This is a genomic window from Bradyrhizobium sp. Kon37, from assembly GCF_055807535.1.
The window spans coordinates 69133-88432 of sequence record NZ_JBVVOY010000013.1 but is presented as its reverse complement, the minus strand read 5'-3'; the positions used below and the strand labels follow the sequence as shown (position 1 = coordinate 88432).

Below are 19300 nucleotides of genomic sequence, written 5' to 3'. Positions count from 1 at the left end.
CTCTTTACGAATCTGACTTCGGACGTTGTCCGGGGAAGAAGGACGAGGACTTCAGCGGCGTGAAACTCGGCCGCTTCAGGCCGGCGCCGAGCAGCGGCCCGGTGTCGACAGGTGCCGTGATGGAGGCGGTGGTCCTGCCCTGCGGCGCCTCGGGCGTGCAGGTGCCGGCGACGAAGCTCGGCTCCGGCCCAAGCGCCGTGCCGCGACGCGCGTACTTGTCGTAAGCCAGCGGCAGGGTGTTGTTCAGACCCTCATGGCCGAGACCGCCCTTGGCGTCGATCGCCATCATCTCGCTCTGGCACATCTTGCCGGTCTCGACGCACATGTTGAGGATCAGGCGGTAGAGATCGGAATCGACGGTGCCGTAGCGCCGCACCGGCTCGTTCTGGCTGGGTTTTTCGAGCTGGAGATATTCGGCGCGGCCGAGCGAGCCGCCGCCGGACTTGGCGCTGGCGATCCAGGCGTCAAAGCCCTTGTCGTCGAGGCCCTGGAAGTTGAAGTGCATGCCGGAGAAGCCGGCGCCGCTGTAGTTTGCCGAAAAGCCCCGGTAGGTGCCGGCGTGGTTCACGACGGCGTGGAGCTTGGTCTCCATGCCCGGCATCGCGTAGATCTGGCCGGCCAGCGCGGGGATGTAGAACGAGTTCATCACCGAGGACGCGGTGATGCGGAAGTTGATCGGACGATCGACCGGAGCCGCCAGATCGTTGACGGTGGCGATGCCGTAGTCCGGATAGATAAAGAGCCACTTCCAGTCGAGCGCGACGACGTCGACCTCGAGCGGGGCCTTGGACTGGTCCACGGCGCGGTCGGCATGGATGCGGCCGAGCGTGCGATAGGGGTCGAGCAGATGCGTGCCCATCCAGGTCAGCGCGCCCAGGCAAACGATGATCAAAAGCGGCGCCGACCAGATCACCAGCTCGAGGCTGGTCGAGTGGTCCCATTCCGGCTCGTAGCGGGCGTCGGCGTTGGACTGGCGGTAGCGCCAGGCGAACAGCACCGTCAGCGCCATCACGGGCACGACAATCAGGAGCATCAGGACGGTGGAGATGATGACGAGGTCGCGCTGCTGCGCGGCGATATCGCCGGCCGGCGCCAGCACGACGTAGTTGCAGCCACTGAGCGCAACTGCCAGGGGTAGCAGCGCCAGGATCTTGAAACGGGACACGGCCGAGCCTTATGAGAATGAGTTTCTTTTGCGGGACCAAGGGGTAGCTGCGGCGCAGCAATCCGGACATTGGACAATTTGTCCAATGTTGCAGTGCGGGATGTTGCGCCAGACAGGGCTAGGTTGCCTGGCGCCTTGCCGGGCGGTCGGCTTTGGTTTTCAGGACGTTAAGGGCGCACGAATGGCGACGGCACAGACCCCCGCAATGGCAGACCACTCGGGCGAGCACGGCCACGACCAGGCCAGTCCCGGCGAGATCGCTATCGGCGTCATCATCGGCCGCACCTCGGAATTCTTCGACTTCTTCGTCTTTGCGATCGCCTCGGTGATCGTCTTCCCGCGCCTGGTGTTCCCGTTCACGAGCGAGCTGACCGGCACCCTCTATTCGTTCATGATCTTCGCGCTGGCCTTCATGGCCCGGCCGATCGGCACCGTCATTTTCATGACGGTCGACCGCGAATACGGCAAGACGGCCAAGCTGATCTCGGCACTGTTCCTGCTCGGCACCGCCACCGTCGCGATCGCGTTCCTGCCGGGCTATCACGAGATCGGCGCTGCCGCGATCTGGCTGCTGGCGCTGGCGCGCATCGCACAGGGTCTGGCCTGGGGCGGCGCCTGGGACGGCATGGCCTCGCTGCTGGCGCTGAACGCGCCGCCCTCGCAGCGCGGCTGGTACGCGATGGTGCCGCAGCTTGGCGCGCCGCTCGGTCTGATCGTGGCGAGCGGCCTGTTCGCCTATTTCGCCGGAAATCTCTCGGCCGACGATTTCTTCGACTGGGGCTGGCGCTATCCGTTCTTCGTCGCCTTCGCCATCAACGTCGTGGCGCTGTTCGCGCGCCTGCGCATGGTGACGACGGAAGAATATGCCTCGCTGTTCGAGACCCGCGAATTGCAGCCCTCGCGCATCTCCGAGACGGTCGCGCGCGAAGGCCAGAACATCATGCTCGGTGCGTTCGCGCCGCTGGCAAGCTTCGCGCTGTTCCACATGGTCACGGTGTTTCCGCTGTCCTGGGTGTTCCTGTTCACCCGCGAAAGCCCGGTGCGCTTCCTGATCATCGAGATCGTCGCCGCCGTGTTCGGCGTCGGCGCGATCGTGCTCTCCGGCGTCATTGCCGACCGCGTCGGCCGCAAGTCGCTGCTGATGGGATCGGCGATCGCGATCGCGATCTACAGCGGCTTTGCCCCGCAGCTGCTCGATGCCGGCGCGTTCGGCGAGACCATCTACATGGTGATCGGCTTCATCCTGCTCGGTCTGTCGTTCGGCCAGTCCTCGGGTGCGATCGCCTCGAACTTCAAGCAGGCCTATCGCTACACGGCCTCGGCGCTGACCTCCGACATGGCCTGGCTGTTCGGCGCCGGCTTTGCACCGCTCGTCGCTCTGCTGCTTGCGACCAATCTCGGCGTCATCGCCTCGGGTGCGTACCTGCTGTCAGGCGCGTTCTGGACCTTGCTCGCGCTCTGGCTCAGCGGCCAGCGCGAGGCCGGCGATATGGACGCGGGGCGCTGATCGGGCGGAGCTTGTAGGGTGGGCAGAGGCGCGTAAGCGCCGTGCCCACCATCTTTCAACAATCCTGATCGGGAATGGTGGGCACGCTTCGCTTTGCCCACCCTACGGCAGTTTAGCGCGCGTCAATCCGCCACGACCTTCACACGATCGCGCACCTTAACCTGCGCGTTGCGATCGAGCCCGTTGAGGACGCGAAAACGCTCGGCCGGGTGATCGACGCCGGCCATGCGGTGGGAGAGCGATTCCACGGTGTCGCCGGGCTGCACGGTGATGACCTTGATGCGCAGCGGGCGCGCGGCCTGGATCTCGTCGAGCGTCAGGCGGCGGAATGAGTTGACGGTCTCGCGCGCATTGCGCTCGCTCTCGGTCGACTTCTGCCGTGCCGCGAAGATGAAGCGGTAGACGTCGCTGCCGAAGCGCAGCGCATAGACCTTGAACTGCCACTGGTCGCCCTTGGCGGTGGCGGAGGCAGCCGGAAAACCATTGATGGTGATGTCCTCGGTGGAGGCCTTCTCGACGCCCTCCATCCAGCCGGAATTCAGGTAATCGCCGAGCGACTGTTCGGCCGGCACCCGCACGACGTCGAAACGCATCGCCTGCGAGCCGCCGTCGCGCACGCCGATCACGGCCTGCGCGGTATTGTCGAGCGTAAAATTGTCCGGTGCCTGGAAGGTGAAGCCGAGCTTCGGATGCAGGAAGCGCCGGCCGCGGACAAAACCTTCGCTGGGGTCTTCGCCGTAGACGAGATTGTCGATCGCGGCGAGATAGGTCTCGCGGTCGCGCTCGCCGCCCTCTGGCGCAGCGTATTGCCGTGCAATGGTTTGCGCGTTTTGCACGCGCTCGGGCGTCGCCGGATGCGACGAGGTGAAATCCTGTGCGCGCGGATCGAGCGAGGTCTTGCCGACCTTCAGCTCGGCATTGCGCTCCATCGCCGAGAGAAATCGTGCGGCACCATAAGGGTCGAAATGCGCCTTTGCGGAAATGCCGACGCCGACGCCGTCGGCCTCGAACTCCTGATTGCGCGAAAAGCTCGCCATGGTCAGCTTGGTCTTGGCGAGCGCGAGCGCGGTGAGATCGGGATCGTTGCTCATGTCGGTGACGACGCGGGTGACGATCGCCGCCTGGCGGGCCTGGTCCTCACGCATCGCGGCGTGCTTGGACAGCACATGCGCCATCTCGTGGCTGAGCACGGAGGACAATTCCGACGTATCGCTCGCCAGTGCAAGAAGACCGCGCGTGACATAGAGCTGGCCGTTCGGCAGCGCGAAGGCGTTCACCGCGCCGGAATTGAGGATCGTGACCCGGTAACCCTGATCGGGGCGATCGGACGCCGCGACCAGCCGATCGACGGTCTTGGTGACGAGCGATTCGAGCCTGGGGTCGTCATAGGTGCCGCCATAGCTCGCCAGGATGCGCTCGTGCTCCTTCTCCGTGGCGGGGGTCTGCGCGACGGCCGGCTTCGGCTTGGGCATCGCGACGGTCGGCGGGGCCGCCGCAGTCTGGAAGCGGCCCATATCGCCGCAACCGGCGAGGGCTGAACCCAGCACGAGGCATAGCGCAGCCAGCGCTGCCCGCAGGCGGCGTTCACCTCGTCCGTGCCGTCCTAGCACCCCATTCACGTCGCTTAATCCGTGCCTGGCCCCTTTTAGGGCCTTACCCCTGTCGGCTCGTTTGCGCCCAGCAACTCGATTTGTCCCACGAGGCGTACATCGATACGCGGCCCCGTATTCCCCTCAGCCCAGCCCCGGACACGAATACGTTTATTTTCCAGAGACTTAAGCGCGATCCCGGCGCTTTCGAACGCGGGTACCATGCGCTTTGAAATAGTCACGGCGAAGCCGCGTGTCCAGTTTCGTCCGAAGTTGAGGTAGGTCATTGCCCCAGCTTGCCGGACCGACAGGACTTTGCCCTCGACCACCACAAAACGCCCGATCCCCGCCAAAATATCGTCCGGACTTTCCGCGTTTTTTATGGCCGACGGGTCAGCCCAGCTGCCCTTTTTTTGGCGCCGCGCCTCGGCTTCCGACGCCATCAGGGCGGCCGCGCAGTCCTTATCTGCGATCTCGGCGGAGACGATGGCGTCGCCCTGGACGAGGAGCGTCGCCTGCACGGAGATGTCGCTCTCGCCGACAAAGACCAGCGCGCCCTGACGGCCATAGCGGTCGGGCGTGTCGTCAGCGCTGCGCAAAATAACGTCGCGACCGACGAGCAGCGTGGTCAGCGCCTGCCTCGTGGTCGCGGTCGGCTCGATGCCGGTCAGGCGGATTTCCCGGCCGTCGTCGAGACGCAGACTGCGCGCATCGATCGCGGCCACGCGGCCTTCGCCCTGGGACTCGAACTGGCACGGGCTCGCGAATGCGCTCTGAGCCGCGACGAGAAGGATTGCGATCAGGTGAAGCCGTTGCGTCACGTTGCCCGGTGAGGTTGCGTTACGCGCCAGTCTTAACTCAAGCGCGGCGTGTCGCGAAGAGGCTTCCGCACACGCGGTCATTGCGAGCGCAGGGAAGCAATCCAGACCGCCTCCTTGGAAAGACTCTGGATTGCTTCGCTGCGCTCGCAATGACGGCAGAGGCACTCTTCCGCATCTCGTCATTCCGCTTTGCGGAAAGCGCGTGTCGATCGTTCATCTGCATCGTCCCGCGCGCTTGCTGCGCTGTCGCGCATGCGGCATGATTGCGACAACACCAATAACCAAGCCGCCATCAGAGACAGGCGATCAAGGGAGGTCTTTTTCGATGAAGCATGTTTTGTCGGGCATTTTCGCTGCTGCGCTGGCGCTGAGTGCAAGCGCCGTGCAGGCGCAGGACAAGCCGCCACTGAAGATCGGCGGCATTCTCGACATGTCGAGCCTGTATGCCGACATCACCGGCCCCGGCAGCGAGACCGCGGCCAAGATGGCCGTGGAGGACTTTGGCGGCGAGGTGCTCGGTCGCAAGATCCAGGTGCTGGCCGCCGACCATCAGAACAAGGCCGATCTCTCCGCCAACATCGCCCGCGACATGCTCGACAATCAGGGCGTCGAGATGATCTACGACGTCGCGGCCTCCGCGACCGCGCTTGCCGCCGGCGAGATCGCCAAAGCGCGCAACAAGATCATCATGTTCAACGGTCCGGGCTCGATCCGCCTCACCAACGAGGCCTGTGGTCCCTACACCATCCACTACGTGTTCGACACCTACGGCCAAGCCAATGTGACCGGCCTTGCTGCCGTGAAATCGGGTCTCGACACCTGGTACTTCCTCACCGCCGACTACGCCTTCGGCCAGGATCTGGAGAAAGACACCAGCGCGGTCGTGACCAAGACCGGCGGCAAGGTGCTCGGCAGCGTGCGCCATCCGCTCAACACGTCGGATTTCTCGTCGTTCCTGCTGCAGGCTCAAGCCTCCAAAGCAAAGGTGATCGGGCTTGCGAACGCCGGCGGCGACACGGTCAACGCCATCAAGCAGGCGGCCGAGTTCGGCATCACCAAGGGCGGCCAGAAGGTCTCGCCGCTGCTCGCCTTCGTGACCGACATCGATTCGATCGGGCTCGAGACCGCGCAGGGCCTGTTGCTGGCGGAAGCCTTCTACTGGGATCTCAACGACGACACCCGCGCGTTCTCGAAGCGCTTCCAGGAGCGCATGAAGCGGCCGCCGACCTCGGCGCAAGCGGGCGTCTATTCTTCCGTGACGCACTATCTGAAGGCCGTGAAGTCGGCCGGCACGACGGACGCCGCAACAGTCATGAAAGTGATGAAGGAGACGCCGATCAACGACTTCTTCGCCAAGAACGGCAAGATCCGCGAGGACGGCCGCATGCTGCACGACATGTACCTGTTCGAGGTCAAGAAGCCGTCGGAATCCAAGGGCCGCTGGGACGACTACAAGCTGCTCGCCACTGTGCCCGGCAGCGAGGCGTTCCAGTCGTTGGAGCAGTCGCGCTGTCCGCTGGTGAAGAAATAAACCTCGTCATTGCGAGGAGCGAAGCGACGAAGCAATCCAGGCTGTCTCCGCAGAAACATTTCTGGATTGCTTCGCTTCGCTCGCAATGACGAGCGTCGATAGACCGAAGCAAACAACAACAAGGGAGACGTCCCATGAACGACATGGTCCTGCAGAAGCTTGAAGGCGGGCTGCTCACCATCACCATGAACCGTCCGGAGCGGAAGAACGCGCTCAACCCGGACATGGTCGCCGGGCTGGTCGTGGCGGCACGGCGCGCGGCGGATGATCCGGAGGTGCGTGCGGTCTTGTTCAAGGGTGCGGGCGGCTCCTTCTGCGTCGGCGGCGACGTCAAGTCGATGGCCGAGGGCCGGGCGCCGCTGCCGTTCGAAGTGAAGATGGCGAACCTGCGCCGCGGCATGGAAGTGTCGCGTATCCTGCACCAGATGCCAAAGCCCGTGGTGGCACAGCTCGATGGTGCTGCGGCCGGCGCGGGTCTGTCGATGGCGCTGTCGTGCGACCTCCGCGTCGCCTCCGAATCCTGCAAGATCACGACCGCGTTCGCAAAGGTCGGCTTCTCCGGCGATTACGGCGGCACCTATTTCCTCACCCAGCTGCTCGGCAGCGCGCGGGCGCGCGAGCTCTATCTGACCTCGCCGGTGCTTTCCGCGAAGGAGGCGCAGGCGATCGGGATGGTGACGAAGGTCGTGCCCGACACCGACATCGACGCGGCCGCGCACGAGCTCGCACTGTCGCTGGCGCAGGGCCCGTCGATCGCGCTCGGCTTCATCAAGCGCAACATCAATAATGCCGAGCATCTGGCGCTGGAGGATTGCTTCGACGGCGAGGCGATCCACCACACCCGCTGCAGCGATACCGAGGATCATAAGGAGGCCGCAAAGGCGTTCGTCGAGAAGCGCAAACCGGCCTTCAAGGGCGCATGACGATGGCCGCCTATATGCGGTTGCGGCAGATCTGCCTGGTCGCGCCGCAGCTCGCGCCCGTGATCGCGGATATAGCTGATATCATGGGCCTCGCTGTCTGCTACCGCGACGGCAATGTCGCGAAATACGGTCTGGAGAACGCGCTGCTGCCGGTCGACACGATCCTGCTGGAGGTGGTCGCGCCGTTCAAGGACGGCACCACGGCCGGCCGCTTCATCGAGAAGAGCGGCGGGCGCGGCGGCTACATGGCGATCTTCTGCTGCAACGATCCGGACGAGCGCGGCCGTAACGCCAACGCGCTTGGCGTGCGCACCGCCAACGTCATCGACCACGCGCCCTATCACGGCGTGCAGCTCCATCCCCGCGACTGCCGCGCCGCCTTCATCGAGTTCAACCACACCGAAGGCAGCGACGACATTTTGGGACCCTATCCACCGGCGGGGCCCGACTGGCAAAAATTCATCCGCAAGGACGTGACACAGGCGTTGACGAGCGTGGAGATGCAGAGCCCGGATCCGCAAGGGCTGGCCGAGCATTGGGGCAAGCTCATTGGCGTTGCGCCGAGTGGCGATGCTGAACTGAAGTTGCCCAACGCGACCTTCCGGTTCGTGAAGGGCGCCAGCGAAATCATGAGCGCGCTGGAGTTTCGGGTTGCCGATGTGGCCGGCGTGCTGCATGCTGCCAGGGCGAAGGGACATGCCGTTGCAGGCAACGAGTTTTTGCTCGGTGGGGTGACGTTCCGCGTCAGTTGAGTGCTTGGTCGTGATCCGTCACCCTGAGGTGCTCGCCTCTTGGGCGAGCCTCGAAGGGCGACGGCCATCGGCGGGGCCGCTCATCCTTCGAGGCTCCCCGCGCGATGCTAGGCATCGCGCTACTCGCACCTCAGGATGACGGATTGAGAGAGGGCGTGCGGCGCGACCCTGCCGCAATCACCTTCCCTTGAAATTCGCCGTCCGCCGTTCTTCCGTGGCTTTCACGCCTTCCTTGAAATCCTCCGTCGCCCGCAGTCGGGTCTGCTCCTCGAGCTCGTGATTGGTCGCCGCCATGACGCGATCGGCGAGGCCAGCGCGCATCGTGGCGCGGGTGGAGACGAGGCCGAGCGGAGAGCATTCGGCGATTTCACCGGCGAGCTTCAGTGCGGCCGCCTTGACCTGGTCCTGCGGCACGAGTTCGTTGGCGAGGCCCCATTTGAAGGCCTCTTCGCCGGTGACGCGGCGGCTGGTGTAGAACATCAGCTCGGCGTTGTTCTTGCCGATCAGCTCGGGCAGCGTCACGGTCAGGCCGAAGCCGGGATGGAAGCCGAGCTTGGTAAAATTCGCGGAAAAGCGCGCTTCGGGGCAGGTGACCCGGAAGTCCGCCGACACCGCGAGGCCCAATCCGCCGCCGATCGCGGCGCCCTGCACGGCCGCGACGATCGGCTTCTTGGCGCGGAAGATGCGCACGGCCTGGATGTAGAGATGGTTGATCGCCCCGAGGCTGTCGGCCGGATCGCCCTTGGCCGCCTTGTCGGCTTCGCGCGCCTCTTGCGCCTGCCGTGCCGGGTCCTGGAAATTGGCGCCGGCGCAAAACGCTTTCCCCTGCGCCGACAGCACCGAGGCGCGAATCTCGATGTCGCGATCGAACGCGTCGAGTGCGTCCGCGATCTGGTTGATCAGCGAAATGTCGAAGAAGTTGAGCGGCGGGCGGCGGATCTCGATGGTGCCGACATGCCCGACCTTCTCGACGCCGATATCTTTATAAGTGCTCATGATGTCCTCGAATGATTAGCGCAAACCAAGCCCGCGGGCGATGATGCCGCGCAGCACCTCGGTGGTGCCGCCCTGGATGGTGAGTTTCGGCGCGGTCTTGATGGCGAAGTCGAGCTGCCGCTCCAGCGTCTCGCGGTTGGTCGCGGTCTCCTCGACGAAGGCAGCGAGATCGCGCACGCGGTGCGGCAGCTGCTGTTCCCACACCGTGCCGATGTCCTTGACGATGGAGGCTTCGACGACCGGCTCCTTGCCGGCTTGCAGCATGCCCGCGACCGAGACCGACATCCGCCGCATGGTGTGGAGCTGCGCCACGAGGCGGCCGATGCCCTCGGCACTGCGGGTATCAGGATTGGGACCAACCGCGCGAACCAGCTCGGTCAGCACGTAATAGGTCTCCAGGAAGCGCTCGGGGCCCGAACGCTCATAAGCGAGCTCGCTGGTGGCCTGCTTCCAGGCGCCGTCGACTTCGCCGAGCACATGATCGTCGGGCACGAAGAAATCGGTGAAGACGACCTCGTTGAACTCGTACTGGCCGGTGATCTGGCCGATCGGGTTCACCTGGATGCCCGGCTGCTTCATCTTGACCAGAAACTGGGTCAGGCCGTGACGCCGGTTTTCCTTTGTCGGCTGCGACGTCCGGAAGATCGCGATCATGTAGTCGGCGATATGCGCCGACGAGGTCCAGATCTTGGTGCCGTTGATGAGATAGCCGCCGTCGGTCTTGGTCGCGCGCGTCTTCGCGGCGAACAGGTCCGAGCCGGAGTTCGGCTCGCTCATGCCGATCGCGAAGCAGATCTCGCCGCGGCAAATGCGCGGCAGGATGTCCATCTTGATGTGCTCGGGCGCGTACTTGATCAAAACCGGCCCGCTCTGGCGGTCGGCGACGAAGAACCGCCGCGTCGGCGCGTTGGCGACGCGCATCTCCTCCGTCACCACGTAACGTTCGAGGAACGAGCGCTCCTGGCCGCCATATTTCTTCGGCCATGTCATGCCGAGCCAGCCCTTGGCGCCGACCCGGCGGGAAAATTCCGGCGCGTCGGTGTCTTCGCGATTGGGCTTGTGCGGATCGAAAGTGCCGGCGGCGATCTCTTCAGCGAGGAAGGCGCGAACCTCCTTGCGCAATTGCTCGCACTTCTCGGGCAGGCGGATCGGATCGAAACGGAGGGCAGCGGTCATTGTTGTCTCGTCCCTGATCAGCGCGAAGCCACGAGCGGCCACAATTCGTCGGCGCCGCGGTTTGCAATGAGCTTACCGAGCTCGACGGCCCAGTGGCTTTCCGAACCGAAATCGTCGCGCCAGGCCAATGCCCGCAGCGAATAGCGGTGCAGGATGTGCTCCAGGGTGAAGCCGATCGCGCCATGGACCTGATGCGCGATGGCGCCGCCCTTTTCCGCGGCTTCCGCGCAGCGGATTTTTGCCGAGGCGGCTTCGAGGTAGACCGCGTCGTCGAACGACTTTGCGTTGGCGATGGCGTCGGCGGCCGATGTCGCCGCGGCAAGGGCAGCAGCCGACTCGCCGGCGAGGCGGGCGAGGTTGTGCTGCACCGCCTGGAATTTGGCGATCTTCTTCTCGAAGGCGACGCGCTCGTTGGAATAGCGCACGGAGATGTCGAGCATCGATTCCAGTGCGCCCGCGATCTGAAGGCTGCGCGCGACGCCGCCCATCAGCATCATTGTGGTCTGGTCAAAGCCGTTCGGGGCGGGCTTGATGGTGACGGGCTGCACCTTGTCGAGCGTGACGGTGTCGCTGTGGTCGTAGCCGACATTGAGTCCGGTCTCGATCCGACCCCTGCTCGCGTCGACCAGCGCGATCGAGGCGCCGTCCTTGCCGTGGGCCAGCACCGCGAAGTGCTTTGCCGCCTTTGCGAAGGGCACGCCGCGGGCGCGGCCGGAGAGCGCGCCGTCGGCGTCGCGGGTGATGCGATCCTTGGGCGACGCCGGCAGCACCGTCATCTCCCCTTCGGGGGATGCGATCTTCGCCTGCGCCAACAGCCAGCCCGCCAGCATGGTTTCGGCCAGGGGAACCGCGACGGCGAAACGGCCGGCGGCGTTCAGCAGCGCAAAGCCGTCGGCAAGGCTCGCGCCGGAGCCGCCGAGATCGTCCGGCACCCAGGCCAACGGCAAGCCGGCTTCGCTCAGCGCCTGCCACAGCGGCGCCTGCCACGAATCCTTCTTGTCGTTGTTGACGGTCTGCGGATCGGCGAGATCGGCGAAGATTTTCTCCGCAGTCTCGACGACGATATTGTCACTCTCCGCCACAGCGTTCCCCGTGTTTTGCCATTGGCGCTTCCCGCCCCGTGGGCGGACGCGCAGGTTCTTCTTGCGCCCGATGATCCAAAAAAGCCATGGCCCTGACAAGCGCTGATCGCAGGTCAACCTGCGGCGCGGGCATGGGCGCAAGGGACTATAGAAGGCTAATTCCGCTTTGCGGAGTTTGCTCGATTTGCAGGGCGCGGCAAACTCGCTAAACAGAACGTCGATGTTCAATCAAGGGGAAGGAAATCCGGATGGCAAAGGACAGTTTGTGCGCAATCGTGACGGGGTCCGCCTCCGGCCTGGGTGCTGCGACCGCGGAAATTCTCGCACGGAGCGGGGCGCGGCTCGTCATCAACTATTCCTCGAGCCAGAAGGAAGCGGAGGCGACCGCGGAGCTGTGCCGCAAGGCGGGCTCACCGGAAGTTCTGGTCGCGCAGGGCGACGTCTCGAAGGATGACGATTGCCGCAAGATCGTTGCGGCAGCCGGCGGCTGGGGCCGGCTCGACATGCTCGTCAACAATGCCGGCACCACCAAGCATGTCGCTCACGCCGATCTCGACGGGTTGTCGGCAGAAGATTTCCAGCGCCTGTACGGCGTCAACACCATCGGCCCGTTCCAGATGGTGCGCGCGGCGCGCAGCCTGCTGGAGGCCGGCGCCAAGGCCTCGGGGCGGCCGTCCGCCGTGGTCAACATCTCCTCGGTCGCCGGCATCAGCGGCGTCGGTTCGTCGATTGCATACGCTGCAAGTAAGGGCGCGCTCAACACCATGACGCTGTCGCTGTCGCGCGCGCTGGCGCCGCTGATCCGTGTCAACACGGTATGCCCGGGCTATATCGACACGCCCTGGTTCACCAAGGGCCGTGGCGAGGCGGGCGCCAAGCAGGTGCGCGACAGCGTCGTGGCCAAGGTGCCGCTGAAGGTCGCATCATCGGCGGAAGACATCGCGCAGCTCGTCTGCTTCCTGGCGATGCCTGCCTCCAGCAACATGACCGGCGAGGTCGTGCGCATGGATGCGGGGATGCATTTGGTGACGTGAAGTCGCGCGGCGAGTGCGGCAAATAGGGCGTCGTCCCGGCGAAGGCCGGGACCCATAACCACCGAATTCAGTTTGGCGAAGACTGGCAATTCCCGGTTTCGCGCCTCACCACCTTTTGTGGTTATGGGTCCCGGCCTTCGCCGGGACGACACTGAGTTTGTTCTCACACTGGCGGGCTACCCCTTGATCACACCGCTCGCCACCAGCCGGTGCCAGATGAACAGCACCACCACGGCGCCGATGGTGGCCATGATGAATCCCGCGCCCTGGTCGGGACTGTAGTGCCCGATGGCCTGGCCGATGAAGGTCGCGAGAAATGCGCCGGCGATGCCGAGAATGGTGGTGAGGATGAAGCCGCTCGGATTGTTCGGTCCCGGCGCCAGCCAACGCGCGATGAGGCCGGCGACGAAGCCGACGACGATGATCCACAACAAGCCACCCATGCTCATGTTCGTGCTTCCCTCGTTTGACTAAACCAAATCAGACTCTGCCCGCGATCTCTTGCTCGCTCGGCAGCCGTCCGTCCGGCGTCAGATGGTCGACCACCTGCGGCAGATATTGGCTGAGGCCCGAGAGCAGCTCGTCACGCGACAGGCCGCTTTGGGCGGACAGGCTCTCGATCTGGTCGGCGCCGAGCGCATTGGCGAGATCGCCTGGTGCGATCGCCTTGTTCTCGCCCTTGCCGACCCAGCTATTGGCAGCGTCGCCATGACCGCCCTGCTGGAGCTGGTTGAGGAGATCGCCGAGCCCGCCGCTGAGCACGCTGCCGGCCGCGCCGCCCGCGAGCAGGCCGCCAAGACCACCCTTCAACAGGTCACCGAGGCCGCCGCCAGCGCCTGCATTGACCGGCGGGGGGAGATGCGTCGGCGTCGGTGCCGGGGAGGGCTGCGGCGCGCTGCCGCTCTGGTTGCCGCTCATATGCTTGAATGCCTTCCAGGCGAGCAGGCCAAGGAGCGCCATGGTCATCGGCGACATGCCGCCGCTGGATGAGGATTGTGAACTCGGCGTGCTTGGCCCGCGCGGGCCGTTCTGCATGCCGTTGAGGACGTCGAGCAAACCCATGGCGTTCTCCTTTGGCGCTTTCTTGCCGGTAACAAGCCCCGTTCGAAAACATATGAGGCTGTCATGACGGTTACAAGGCGATTGCGCCGCAACTGCGGGAATGGGCAGCAGCGACAGCCTCTGCTATCGAGGGCAGATCGTTAAGGGGGCAGCCGAGGTGGTTACGGATCGACCGATCGTGGTGGCCGGCGCGGGCGCCATCGGATGTTTCGTCGGCGGCACCCTGGCGGCTGCCGGCCGCCGCGTCGCGTTCCTGGTGCGGCCGCGGGTGAAGACCGAGATCGAGCGGTTCGGCCTGCTTCTGACCGATTTCGACGGCTCCGAGACGAAGCTCGACCCGGGCCGCCTCGCGCTGTCGGCAGATCCCGCGATCTTCCACAGCGCCGGCATCGTGCTGGTCACGGTGAAGAGCGCCGACACGGCAGGTGTCGCGGACCTGATCGCGCAGCATGCGCCGCAGGACGCCGTCATCGTCTCGCTGCAAAACGGCGTTGGCAATGTCGCGGTGCTGCGCGAGCGCATGGGCGACCGCCGCGTGCTCGCCGGCATGGTGCCTTTCAACGTGGTCGGGATGGGCGAGGGCCGCTTCCACCGCTCGACCTCCGGCGACATTCATGTCGGCGAAGACGACGCGAACACCGCCGCAGCGCTGTCGGTGCCGGGGCTCGCCATGCGCGCGAGCCGCGACATCACCGGCGTGCAATGGGGCAAGCTGATCATCAATTTGAACAACGCGCTCAGCGCCTTGTCCGACATGCCGCTCGCCGCGCAATTAGCGAACCGCGACTGGCGAAGGCTTTTCGCCGACCAGATGACGGAGGGGCTGGCTGCGATGACGGCCGCGGGCATTACACCGGTCTCGGCGACGCCGATCCCGTCGTCCTGGACGCCCAGCTTGCTGAGGCTGCCTGATCCGGTTTTCAAGCTGATCCTGGGACGGACCATGAAGATCGATCCCGAGGCGCGTTCCTCGATGTGGCAGGATTTGAAGCAGGGCCGCAAGACCGAGATCGACTATCTCCAGGGCGCGATCATCGCGCTCGCCGAGCAGAACAATGTCGACGTGCCGCTGTCGCGCCGCATTGTTGCGCTGATCAAGGAGGCTGAGGCCGCGGGCAAGGGTCCACCGCGGCTGACGCCGCAGCAGGTTCGCGGGTAACGCATGAGTGCAGGCTGCGCGACGGGAGGAGCAACGATGAAACGTCGTCTGATGATCGGATTCGCGTTTGCCGTGCTCTGCGCCGCGTCCTCGGTCGCGGAGGCCCGGCCGCCGACGGTCATGAACTCTCCCGGCTATGACAGGCGATTGCAGGAGAGCAGGTCGCAATTGGGGAGTTCTCCGACGACAACGGCGCCGGTGAATGCGCCGGTTGCTCAACCGAAGCGCAGCAAGAAGAAGCACACGAACTGAGGCGGCATCCTCAACCGTCGTCCTGGCGAAAGCCAGGACCCATACCGCGGAATCTATCGATAGTGAACGGTCGGAGTACCGAACTACAAGTCTGCCGCCCAACTGCTTCCTGGGGTAATGGGTCCTGGCTTTCGCCAGGACGACGGCGGGGCTTGTGGGCGCAGCTCAGCCCTTCTTCGCCGGCTTGCTCGGCGTCGGGCTGAACAGCTTCTTGATATCGTTCAAACCATCCGACAGCCGCGGCCATTCGCAGGAGAACGAGCCCTTGGTGCAGGGTGCGCCCTTCGGTCGCGGCCGCGCGTCGCCGATGGCGGCCTGCTGGACCTTCGGCCGCTCGACCGGCACCGGCACGCGCTCGACCTCGGTTCGCAACGCGACCCGCTGGAGCTGCTGCAGCTGTTGTTCCTGCTGCTCGCGCTGCTGGCGCGCGGCGGCCTGCGCGGCTTCATTGCTGCGGCGCTGATTGGCGAGATAGGCGGTGTAGGATTCGTCGATCTTCTTCTGCTCCTCCGGCGTCGGATTGGGGCCGGCGATGTCGAAGGTGCGGTCCTGGAGGAAGTCGTAATAGGAATAGCCGCCGCCTGCCTTGCGCCGGCCGGCGAATTTGGCGTTGCAGTCTGCAAGCGCAGCCGTCTTCTCGGATCTGGTCGTGGCTTTCTCGGCGGCGTCGGCGCAGGCCTCGAAGTCAACAGGCGCCCGCTTCCACCATTGTGCCTGGGCATGCGACGGCGCCAGCAGGAAAAATCCTGCTGCGGCAACCACAAGCGCCGCACGACGCGATGCAACTACGTCCGACATTCTACGAGAGCATTCCTTGCAAAACTCAACCCGAACTGAGTCGGACTGATTTTTGCCCCTTTATGGTCGGCTTGTCACCCATGGAACCCTGGAATTTCATGGCTGCGATGCTGACATTTTTTGCTTGACGTGGCGCAGGAGTCACAGCGTCACTTCATCCTGCGGTCGCCTCATTGGCGACGCCAAGAAAACGAAGTGGAAACGCCTGATGCTGCTGCCCCTGTCCGACGTGCCGCGCTGGTACGCCGAGCGCAAACCGCAAGGCACGATCGCCGTCCGTCACGGGCAGGACACGCTGACATGGGACGCGCTCGAACGCGGCGCCAATCGGCGCGCGCGGGCGTTAATGGCCAAGGGCGTCAAGCCTGGCGACTTTATCGCGATCGGCTTGCCCAACGGCAATGCGTTCTTCGAGACCTCGTTTGCGGTGTGGAAATGCGGAGCGACGCCGACCTCGCTGTCATGGCGGCTGCCGCGCGGCGAAGCCGCCGCGGTGCTCGACATCCTGAAGCCGGCACTTGTGGTCGGCGGCGAAGCCGACTGGAACGCGCCGAACCGTCTGCCCGCGGATTTCGTGCCGGGAGGGTTTTCGGACGAGCCGCTCACCGCACCGGTGGCGCGCTATTGGAAGGCGATGACCAGCGGCGGATCGACCGGTCGCCCGAAGGTGATCCTCGATCACCAGCCGGCGGTGATCGACACGGTCGCCGCGCCGCCGCTCAACATCCCCTTCGGAGTCTCGCTACTCAATCCCGGTCCGCTCTATCACAACGCGCCGTTCATCGTGTCGCACTACGCGCTGTTCACCGGCGGCCAGCTCACCGGCCTCGTCAAGTTCGACGCCGAGGAGGCGCTACGGCAAATCGCGCGCGAGCGCGTGCAATGGGTCAATTTCGTGCCGACCATGATGCACCGGATCTGGGCGCTGCCGGAGCACGTGCGTAACGCCTACGACGTGTCGGGCCTGCAAACCGTCTTCCACATGGCCGCTCCGATGCCGCCCTGGCTGAAGGAGAACTGGATCGCCTGGCTCGGGCCTGAGCGAATCTGGGAGCTCTATGGCGGCACCGAGCGGCAGGGCTCCTGCATCATCTCCGGCACGGAATGGCTGACGCATAAGGGCTCGGTCGGCAAGATCGGCGAGATGGCGCGCTTGCGCATCATCGGCGAGGACGGCAACGACGTCGCGCCCGGTGAGACCGGCGAGATCTATTTCCTCAACAATGACGGCAAGGATGCCACCTATCACTATCTCGGCGCCGAGCCGAAGCGCCGCGCGGACGGCTGGGAATCGCTCGGCGATATCGGCAGGCTGGATGCGGAAGGCTACCTGTATCTCGGCGACCGTCTCGCCGACATGGTGCTGCGCGGCGGCGCCAACATCTATCCTGCCGAGGTCGAAGCCGCCGTCTCCGAGAGCCCCGGCGTGCGCTCCTGCGTGGTGGTGGGATTGCCTGATCCGGAATTGGGCCAGCGCGTGCACGCTATCATCGAGCCGGAGGGCGATGCGGACGGTCAGGCCATCGCCGACAGCATGGCGGAATTCCTCAAGGACAGGCTCAGTCGTTACAAGCACCCCGAGAGCTTCGAGCTCGTCACCGCGCCGCCGCGCGACGATTCCGGAAAAGTTCGCCGCACCCTGTTGCGCGACGAACGCGCGGCGTGGATGAAGGAGGGGCGCGCCTTCCGGATTTGGCCGGCGAAGGCGCGGGCGGACGCAGAGTAAGAGAATTCACGGGAAGGACTGAAATTATGACCATCACCATTGCTGCGAACGCTGTGCCGAAGCCGCCGGCTGCGATCATCGAGGGTTTTCGCGGTGCGCCGACCTCGGTCATTTCCGACAATCTCGGCCGGTTGCCGGGCGCAGTGGGGCTCAAGCCCTATCATCGCGGCGCCAAGCTGGTGGGCACGGCCTTCACGGTCCGCACCCGTCCCGGCGACAATCTCGCCATCCACCGCGCGCTCGAGCTGGTGGGCCCCGGCGACGTCATCGTGGTCGATGGCGGCGGCGATGAGACCCGCGCGCTGGTCGGCGAGATCATGAAGAACATCGCGCAATGGCGCAAAGCCGAAGGCTATGTCATCGACGGCGCGATCCGCGACGTTGCGGCGTTCGCGGCCGATGACTTTCCCTGCTACGCCCGCGCGGTGATCCACCGCGGCCCTTACAAGAACGGCCCCGGCGAGATCAACGTGCCTGTCGCGATCGGCGGCAGCGTGATCTCGCCCGGCGACATCGTCGTCGGCGACGAGGACGGCGTGGTGTCGTTTGCCGCCGCCGGTGCCGCGGCGCTGCTGGACGCCGTGCGCGCCCAGGTCGCGCGCGAGGAGGAGACGCTGAAGGCGATCCGCGAGGGCCGTTATCAGGGCTCGTATGGAAAGTCCTGATCAGCGCGAGGCTTAAGTCGAAGCAATGGTCGGCTCGATCGCATGTCGACGTCGGCCATTGCCTCTTTCGAAAGTGATTCCACAACTTTGTTTCGGTCAGACTTGCTTCATGCTTTTTGCTGCTGGGGATACTTCACGTGACGAGGAATTACGCGATCGTCCTGCCTAGCTTCTTCGTTCTGTTGGTCTCTGGAAGCAACGAGGTTGATTCGTGGAAGATGCCGCCTTTTGGCTCTGGCCGCGGGGCAGCGCCCATTTTCAATCGCGATCGCGTCACTGATGGTCATCTGGCAGTCAAGGCCGCTTCGACCGAGGCAGAGCGACGACTAACTGAAGGGGTTTACGCAAAAGCCAACGGTCTTCCCCCAGGTGAGGTGGAAAAGCGCTTTGCGGCAAGTGGAGTCCTGCGATGTCCTGGTGGAGATAGCAGCGCTCAAGTGACTGGTGCGCGCGACGTGATTACCACGGCGGCTCACGCGTTTCGGGACCTTTGCAAACCCCATACGGCACCTGACAAATGTATCTTCGAGTACTATGTCGGAGCCGAGAGGCGTACCATTCCTCTGTCCGCGACCCTTTGGATGGGCACATGCGTTGAGAGTGCACCCAAGGCGATTGTCAGCGATTGGGCAGTCGCAAAGCTCGAGTCTGCCGCGGAAGTGACGCCTTACGAGATCAATGAACGGACTGAAAGTGTGATCGAGTTGGAGCGTGTCCTGGCGGTTGTCGGTTACGACATCGAAGCCACGGGAAAGAGGGACAGGTACGGCCCCTTCAACAAGACGATTCAGGAGTGCCAGATACGCGACGTAAGGGACTGGTCGATATTCGAAACGAGCTGCGAGTTCACAGTAGGGGCATCAGGTAGCGCTTTGTTTCGTCTGTTGGACGGTCGAATGACTCTGTTCGGCGTCCTTAATGGAGACTATCACGACAAGGAATATTGCCCACGAGGCAGCTGCGAGTTCAAGAGCCGGCATTGGTCGAGCGTGTATGTTACCGTGAAGGGTGAGTTCAAGGACCGCCTTCTGGCCGCAGTGAGCCAGTCTGCTGCAAAATAAA

19 protein-coding genes are annotated in these 19300 nt (G+C 64.6%); 10 read left to right on the top strand and 9 right to left on the bottom strand.

Features of this window, described 5'->3' with window-relative positions; genetic code table 11:
• Window positions 1-4: 4 nt before the first annotated feature.
• Window positions 5-1165, bottom strand: a complete 1161-nt coding sequence (gene cyoA / locus AC0L3J_RS23005; protein ID WP_473348357.1) for a ubiquinol oxidase subunit II — start codon at window positions 1163-1165, stop codon at window positions 5-7.
• A 181-nt stretch (window positions 1166-1346) separates the two neighbouring features.
• Here cyoA and AC0L3J_RS23000 point away from each other — a divergent pair, with 181 nt between their 5' ends.
• Entirely contained in the window at window positions 1347-2672 is a 1326-nt protein-coding gene (locus AC0L3J_RS23000; protein WP_473348356.1) for an MFS transporter, read from the top strand.
• 122 nt (window positions 2673-2794) lie between these two features.
• Here AC0L3J_RS23000 and AC0L3J_RS22995 read toward each other — a convergent pair whose 3' ends face one another.
• Together AC0L3J_RS22995 and AC0L3J_RS22990 are read right to left on the bottom strand one after the other, a co-directional pair.
• Entirely contained in the window at window positions 2795-4186 is a 1392-nt protein-coding gene (locus AC0L3J_RS22995) for a M48 family metalloprotease (protein WP_473348433.1), read from the bottom strand.
• 131 nt (window positions 4187-4317) lie between these two features.
• Window positions 4318-5163, bottom strand: a complete 846-nt coding sequence (locus AC0L3J_RS22990) for a thermonuclease family protein (protein ID WP_473348355.1) — start codon at window positions 5161-5163, stop codon at window positions 4318-4320.
• 244 nt (window positions 5164-5407) lie between these two features.
• On the opposite strand from AC0L3J_RS22990, the gene AC0L3J_RS22985 reads away from it, so the two are divergent.
• The 3 genes from AC0L3J_RS22985 (at window position 5408) to AC0L3J_RS22975 (ending at window position 8288) form a co-directional block, all read left to right on the top strand.
• Complete coding sequence (locus tag AC0L3J_RS22985; protein WP_247363033.1) at window positions 5408-6613, top strand: ABC transporter substrate-binding protein; 1206 nt, start codon at window positions 5408-5410, stop codon at window positions 6611-6613.
• Between the two features lie 134 nt (window positions 6614-6747).
• Window positions 6748-7536 carry an enoyl-CoA hydratase gene (locus tag AC0L3J_RS22980; protein ID WP_473348354.1) on the top strand — a complete coding sequence of 263 codons (789 nt, stop codon included), beginning with the start codon at window positions 6748-6750 and terminating at the stop codon, window positions 7534-7536.
• Window positions 7537-7538: 2 nt separating this feature from the next.
• Window positions 7539-8288, top strand: coding sequence for a VOC family protein (locus AC0L3J_RS22975; protein WP_473348353.1), 750 nt, complete (start codon window positions 7539-7541; stop codon window positions 8286-8288).
• 177 nt (window positions 8289-8465) lie between these two features.
• Here AC0L3J_RS22975 and AC0L3J_RS22970 read toward each other — a convergent pair whose 3' ends face one another.
• The 3 genes from AC0L3J_RS22970 to AC0L3J_RS22960 are packed head-to-tail and all read right to left on the bottom strand — an operon-like array spanning window position 8466 to window position 11542.
• Complete coding sequence (locus AC0L3J_RS22970) at window positions 8466-9284, bottom strand: enoyl-CoA hydratase/isomerase family protein (protein ID WP_473348352.1); 819 nt, start codon at window positions 9282-9284, stop codon at window positions 8466-8468.
• Window positions 9285-9299: 15 nt separating this feature from the next.
• Window positions 9300-10460: an acyl-CoA dehydrogenase family protein gene (locus tag AC0L3J_RS22965; protein ID WP_008133127.1), complete on the bottom strand. Its 1161-nt coding sequence runs from the start codon at window positions 10458-10460 to the stop codon at window positions 9300-9302.
• A gap of 17 nt (window positions 10461-10477) precedes the next feature.
• Window positions 10478-11542 carry an acyl-CoA dehydrogenase family protein gene (locus AC0L3J_RS22960; RefSeq protein ID WP_473348351.1) on the bottom strand — a complete coding sequence of 355 codons (1065 nt, stop codon included), beginning with the start codon at window positions 11540-11542 and terminating at the stop codon, window positions 10478-10480.
• Window positions 11543-11790: 248 nt separating this feature from the next.
• Between AC0L3J_RS22960 and AC0L3J_RS22955 the strand changes: the two genes are divergently transcribed.
• Window positions 11791-12576, top strand: a complete 786-nt coding sequence (locus AC0L3J_RS22955; protein WP_473308266.1) for an SDR family NAD(P)-dependent oxidoreductase — start codon at window positions 11791-11793, stop codon at window positions 12574-12576.
• Window positions 12577-12752: 176 nt separating this feature from the next.
• Here the strand turns inward: AC0L3J_RS22955 and AC0L3J_RS22950 are convergent, their stop codons facing one another.
• Together AC0L3J_RS22950 and AC0L3J_RS22945 are read right to left on the bottom strand one after the other, a co-directional pair.
• A complete protein-coding gene (locus AC0L3J_RS22950) occupies window positions 12753-13025 on the bottom strand; it encodes a GlsB/YeaQ/YmgE family stress response membrane protein (protein ID WP_196236584.1) in 273 nt (90 codons plus the stop codon).
• 31 nt (window positions 13026-13056) lie between these two features.
• Complete coding sequence (locus AC0L3J_RS22945; RefSeq protein WP_473348350.1) at window positions 13057-13638, bottom strand: YidB family protein; 582 nt, start codon at window positions 13636-13638, stop codon at window positions 13057-13059.
• A gap of 157 nt (window positions 13639-13795) precedes the next feature.
• Between AC0L3J_RS22945 and AC0L3J_RS22940 the strand changes: the two genes are divergently transcribed.
• Together AC0L3J_RS22940 and AC0L3J_RS22935 are read left to right on the top strand one after the other, a co-directional pair.
• Complete coding sequence (locus AC0L3J_RS22940) at window positions 13796-14797, top strand: 2-dehydropantoate 2-reductase (protein WP_473348349.1); 1002 nt, start codon at window positions 13796-13798, stop codon at window positions 14795-14797.
• 36 nt (window positions 14798-14833) lie between these two features.
• Window positions 14834-15049, top strand: coding sequence for a hypothetical protein (locus AC0L3J_RS22935; protein ID WP_473348348.1), 216 nt, complete (start codon window positions 14834-14836; stop codon window positions 15047-15049).
• A 165-nt stretch (window positions 15050-15214) separates the two neighbouring features.
• On the opposite strand, the gene AC0L3J_RS22930 is transcribed toward AC0L3J_RS22935, so the two are convergent.
• On the bottom strand, window positions 15215-15847 hold the full coding sequence (locus AC0L3J_RS22930; RefSeq protein WP_473348347.1) for a hypothetical protein: 633 nt from the start codon (window positions 15845-15847) through the stop codon (window positions 15215-15217).
• Between the two features lie 208 nt (window positions 15848-16055).
• Between AC0L3J_RS22930 and AC0L3J_RS22925 the strand changes: the two genes are divergently transcribed.
• The 3 genes from AC0L3J_RS22925 to AC0L3J_RS22915 all read left to right on the top strand — a co-directional run bounded on the left by AC0L3J_RS22925 (window position 16056) and on the right by AC0L3J_RS22915 (window position 19299).
• On the top strand, window positions 16056-17573 hold the full coding sequence (locus tag AC0L3J_RS22925; RefSeq protein ID WP_473348346.1) for an AMP-binding protein: 1518 nt from the start codon (window positions 16056-16058) through the stop codon (window positions 17571-17573).
• A gap of 26 nt (window positions 17574-17599) precedes the next feature.
• The gene (locus AC0L3J_RS22920) at window positions 17600-18238 is read left to right on the top strand and encodes an RraA family protein (protein WP_473348345.1); all 639 of its coding nucleotides are present in this window, start codon (window positions 17600-17602) and stop codon (window positions 18236-18238) included.
• A gap of 137 nt (window positions 18239-18375) precedes the next feature.
• Window positions 18376-19299 carry a hypothetical protein gene (locus tag AC0L3J_RS22915; RefSeq protein WP_473348344.1) on the top strand — a complete coding sequence of 308 codons (924 nt, stop codon included), beginning with the start codon at window positions 18376-18378 and terminating at the stop codon, window positions 19297-19299.
• Window position 19300: the final 1 nt, after the last annotated feature.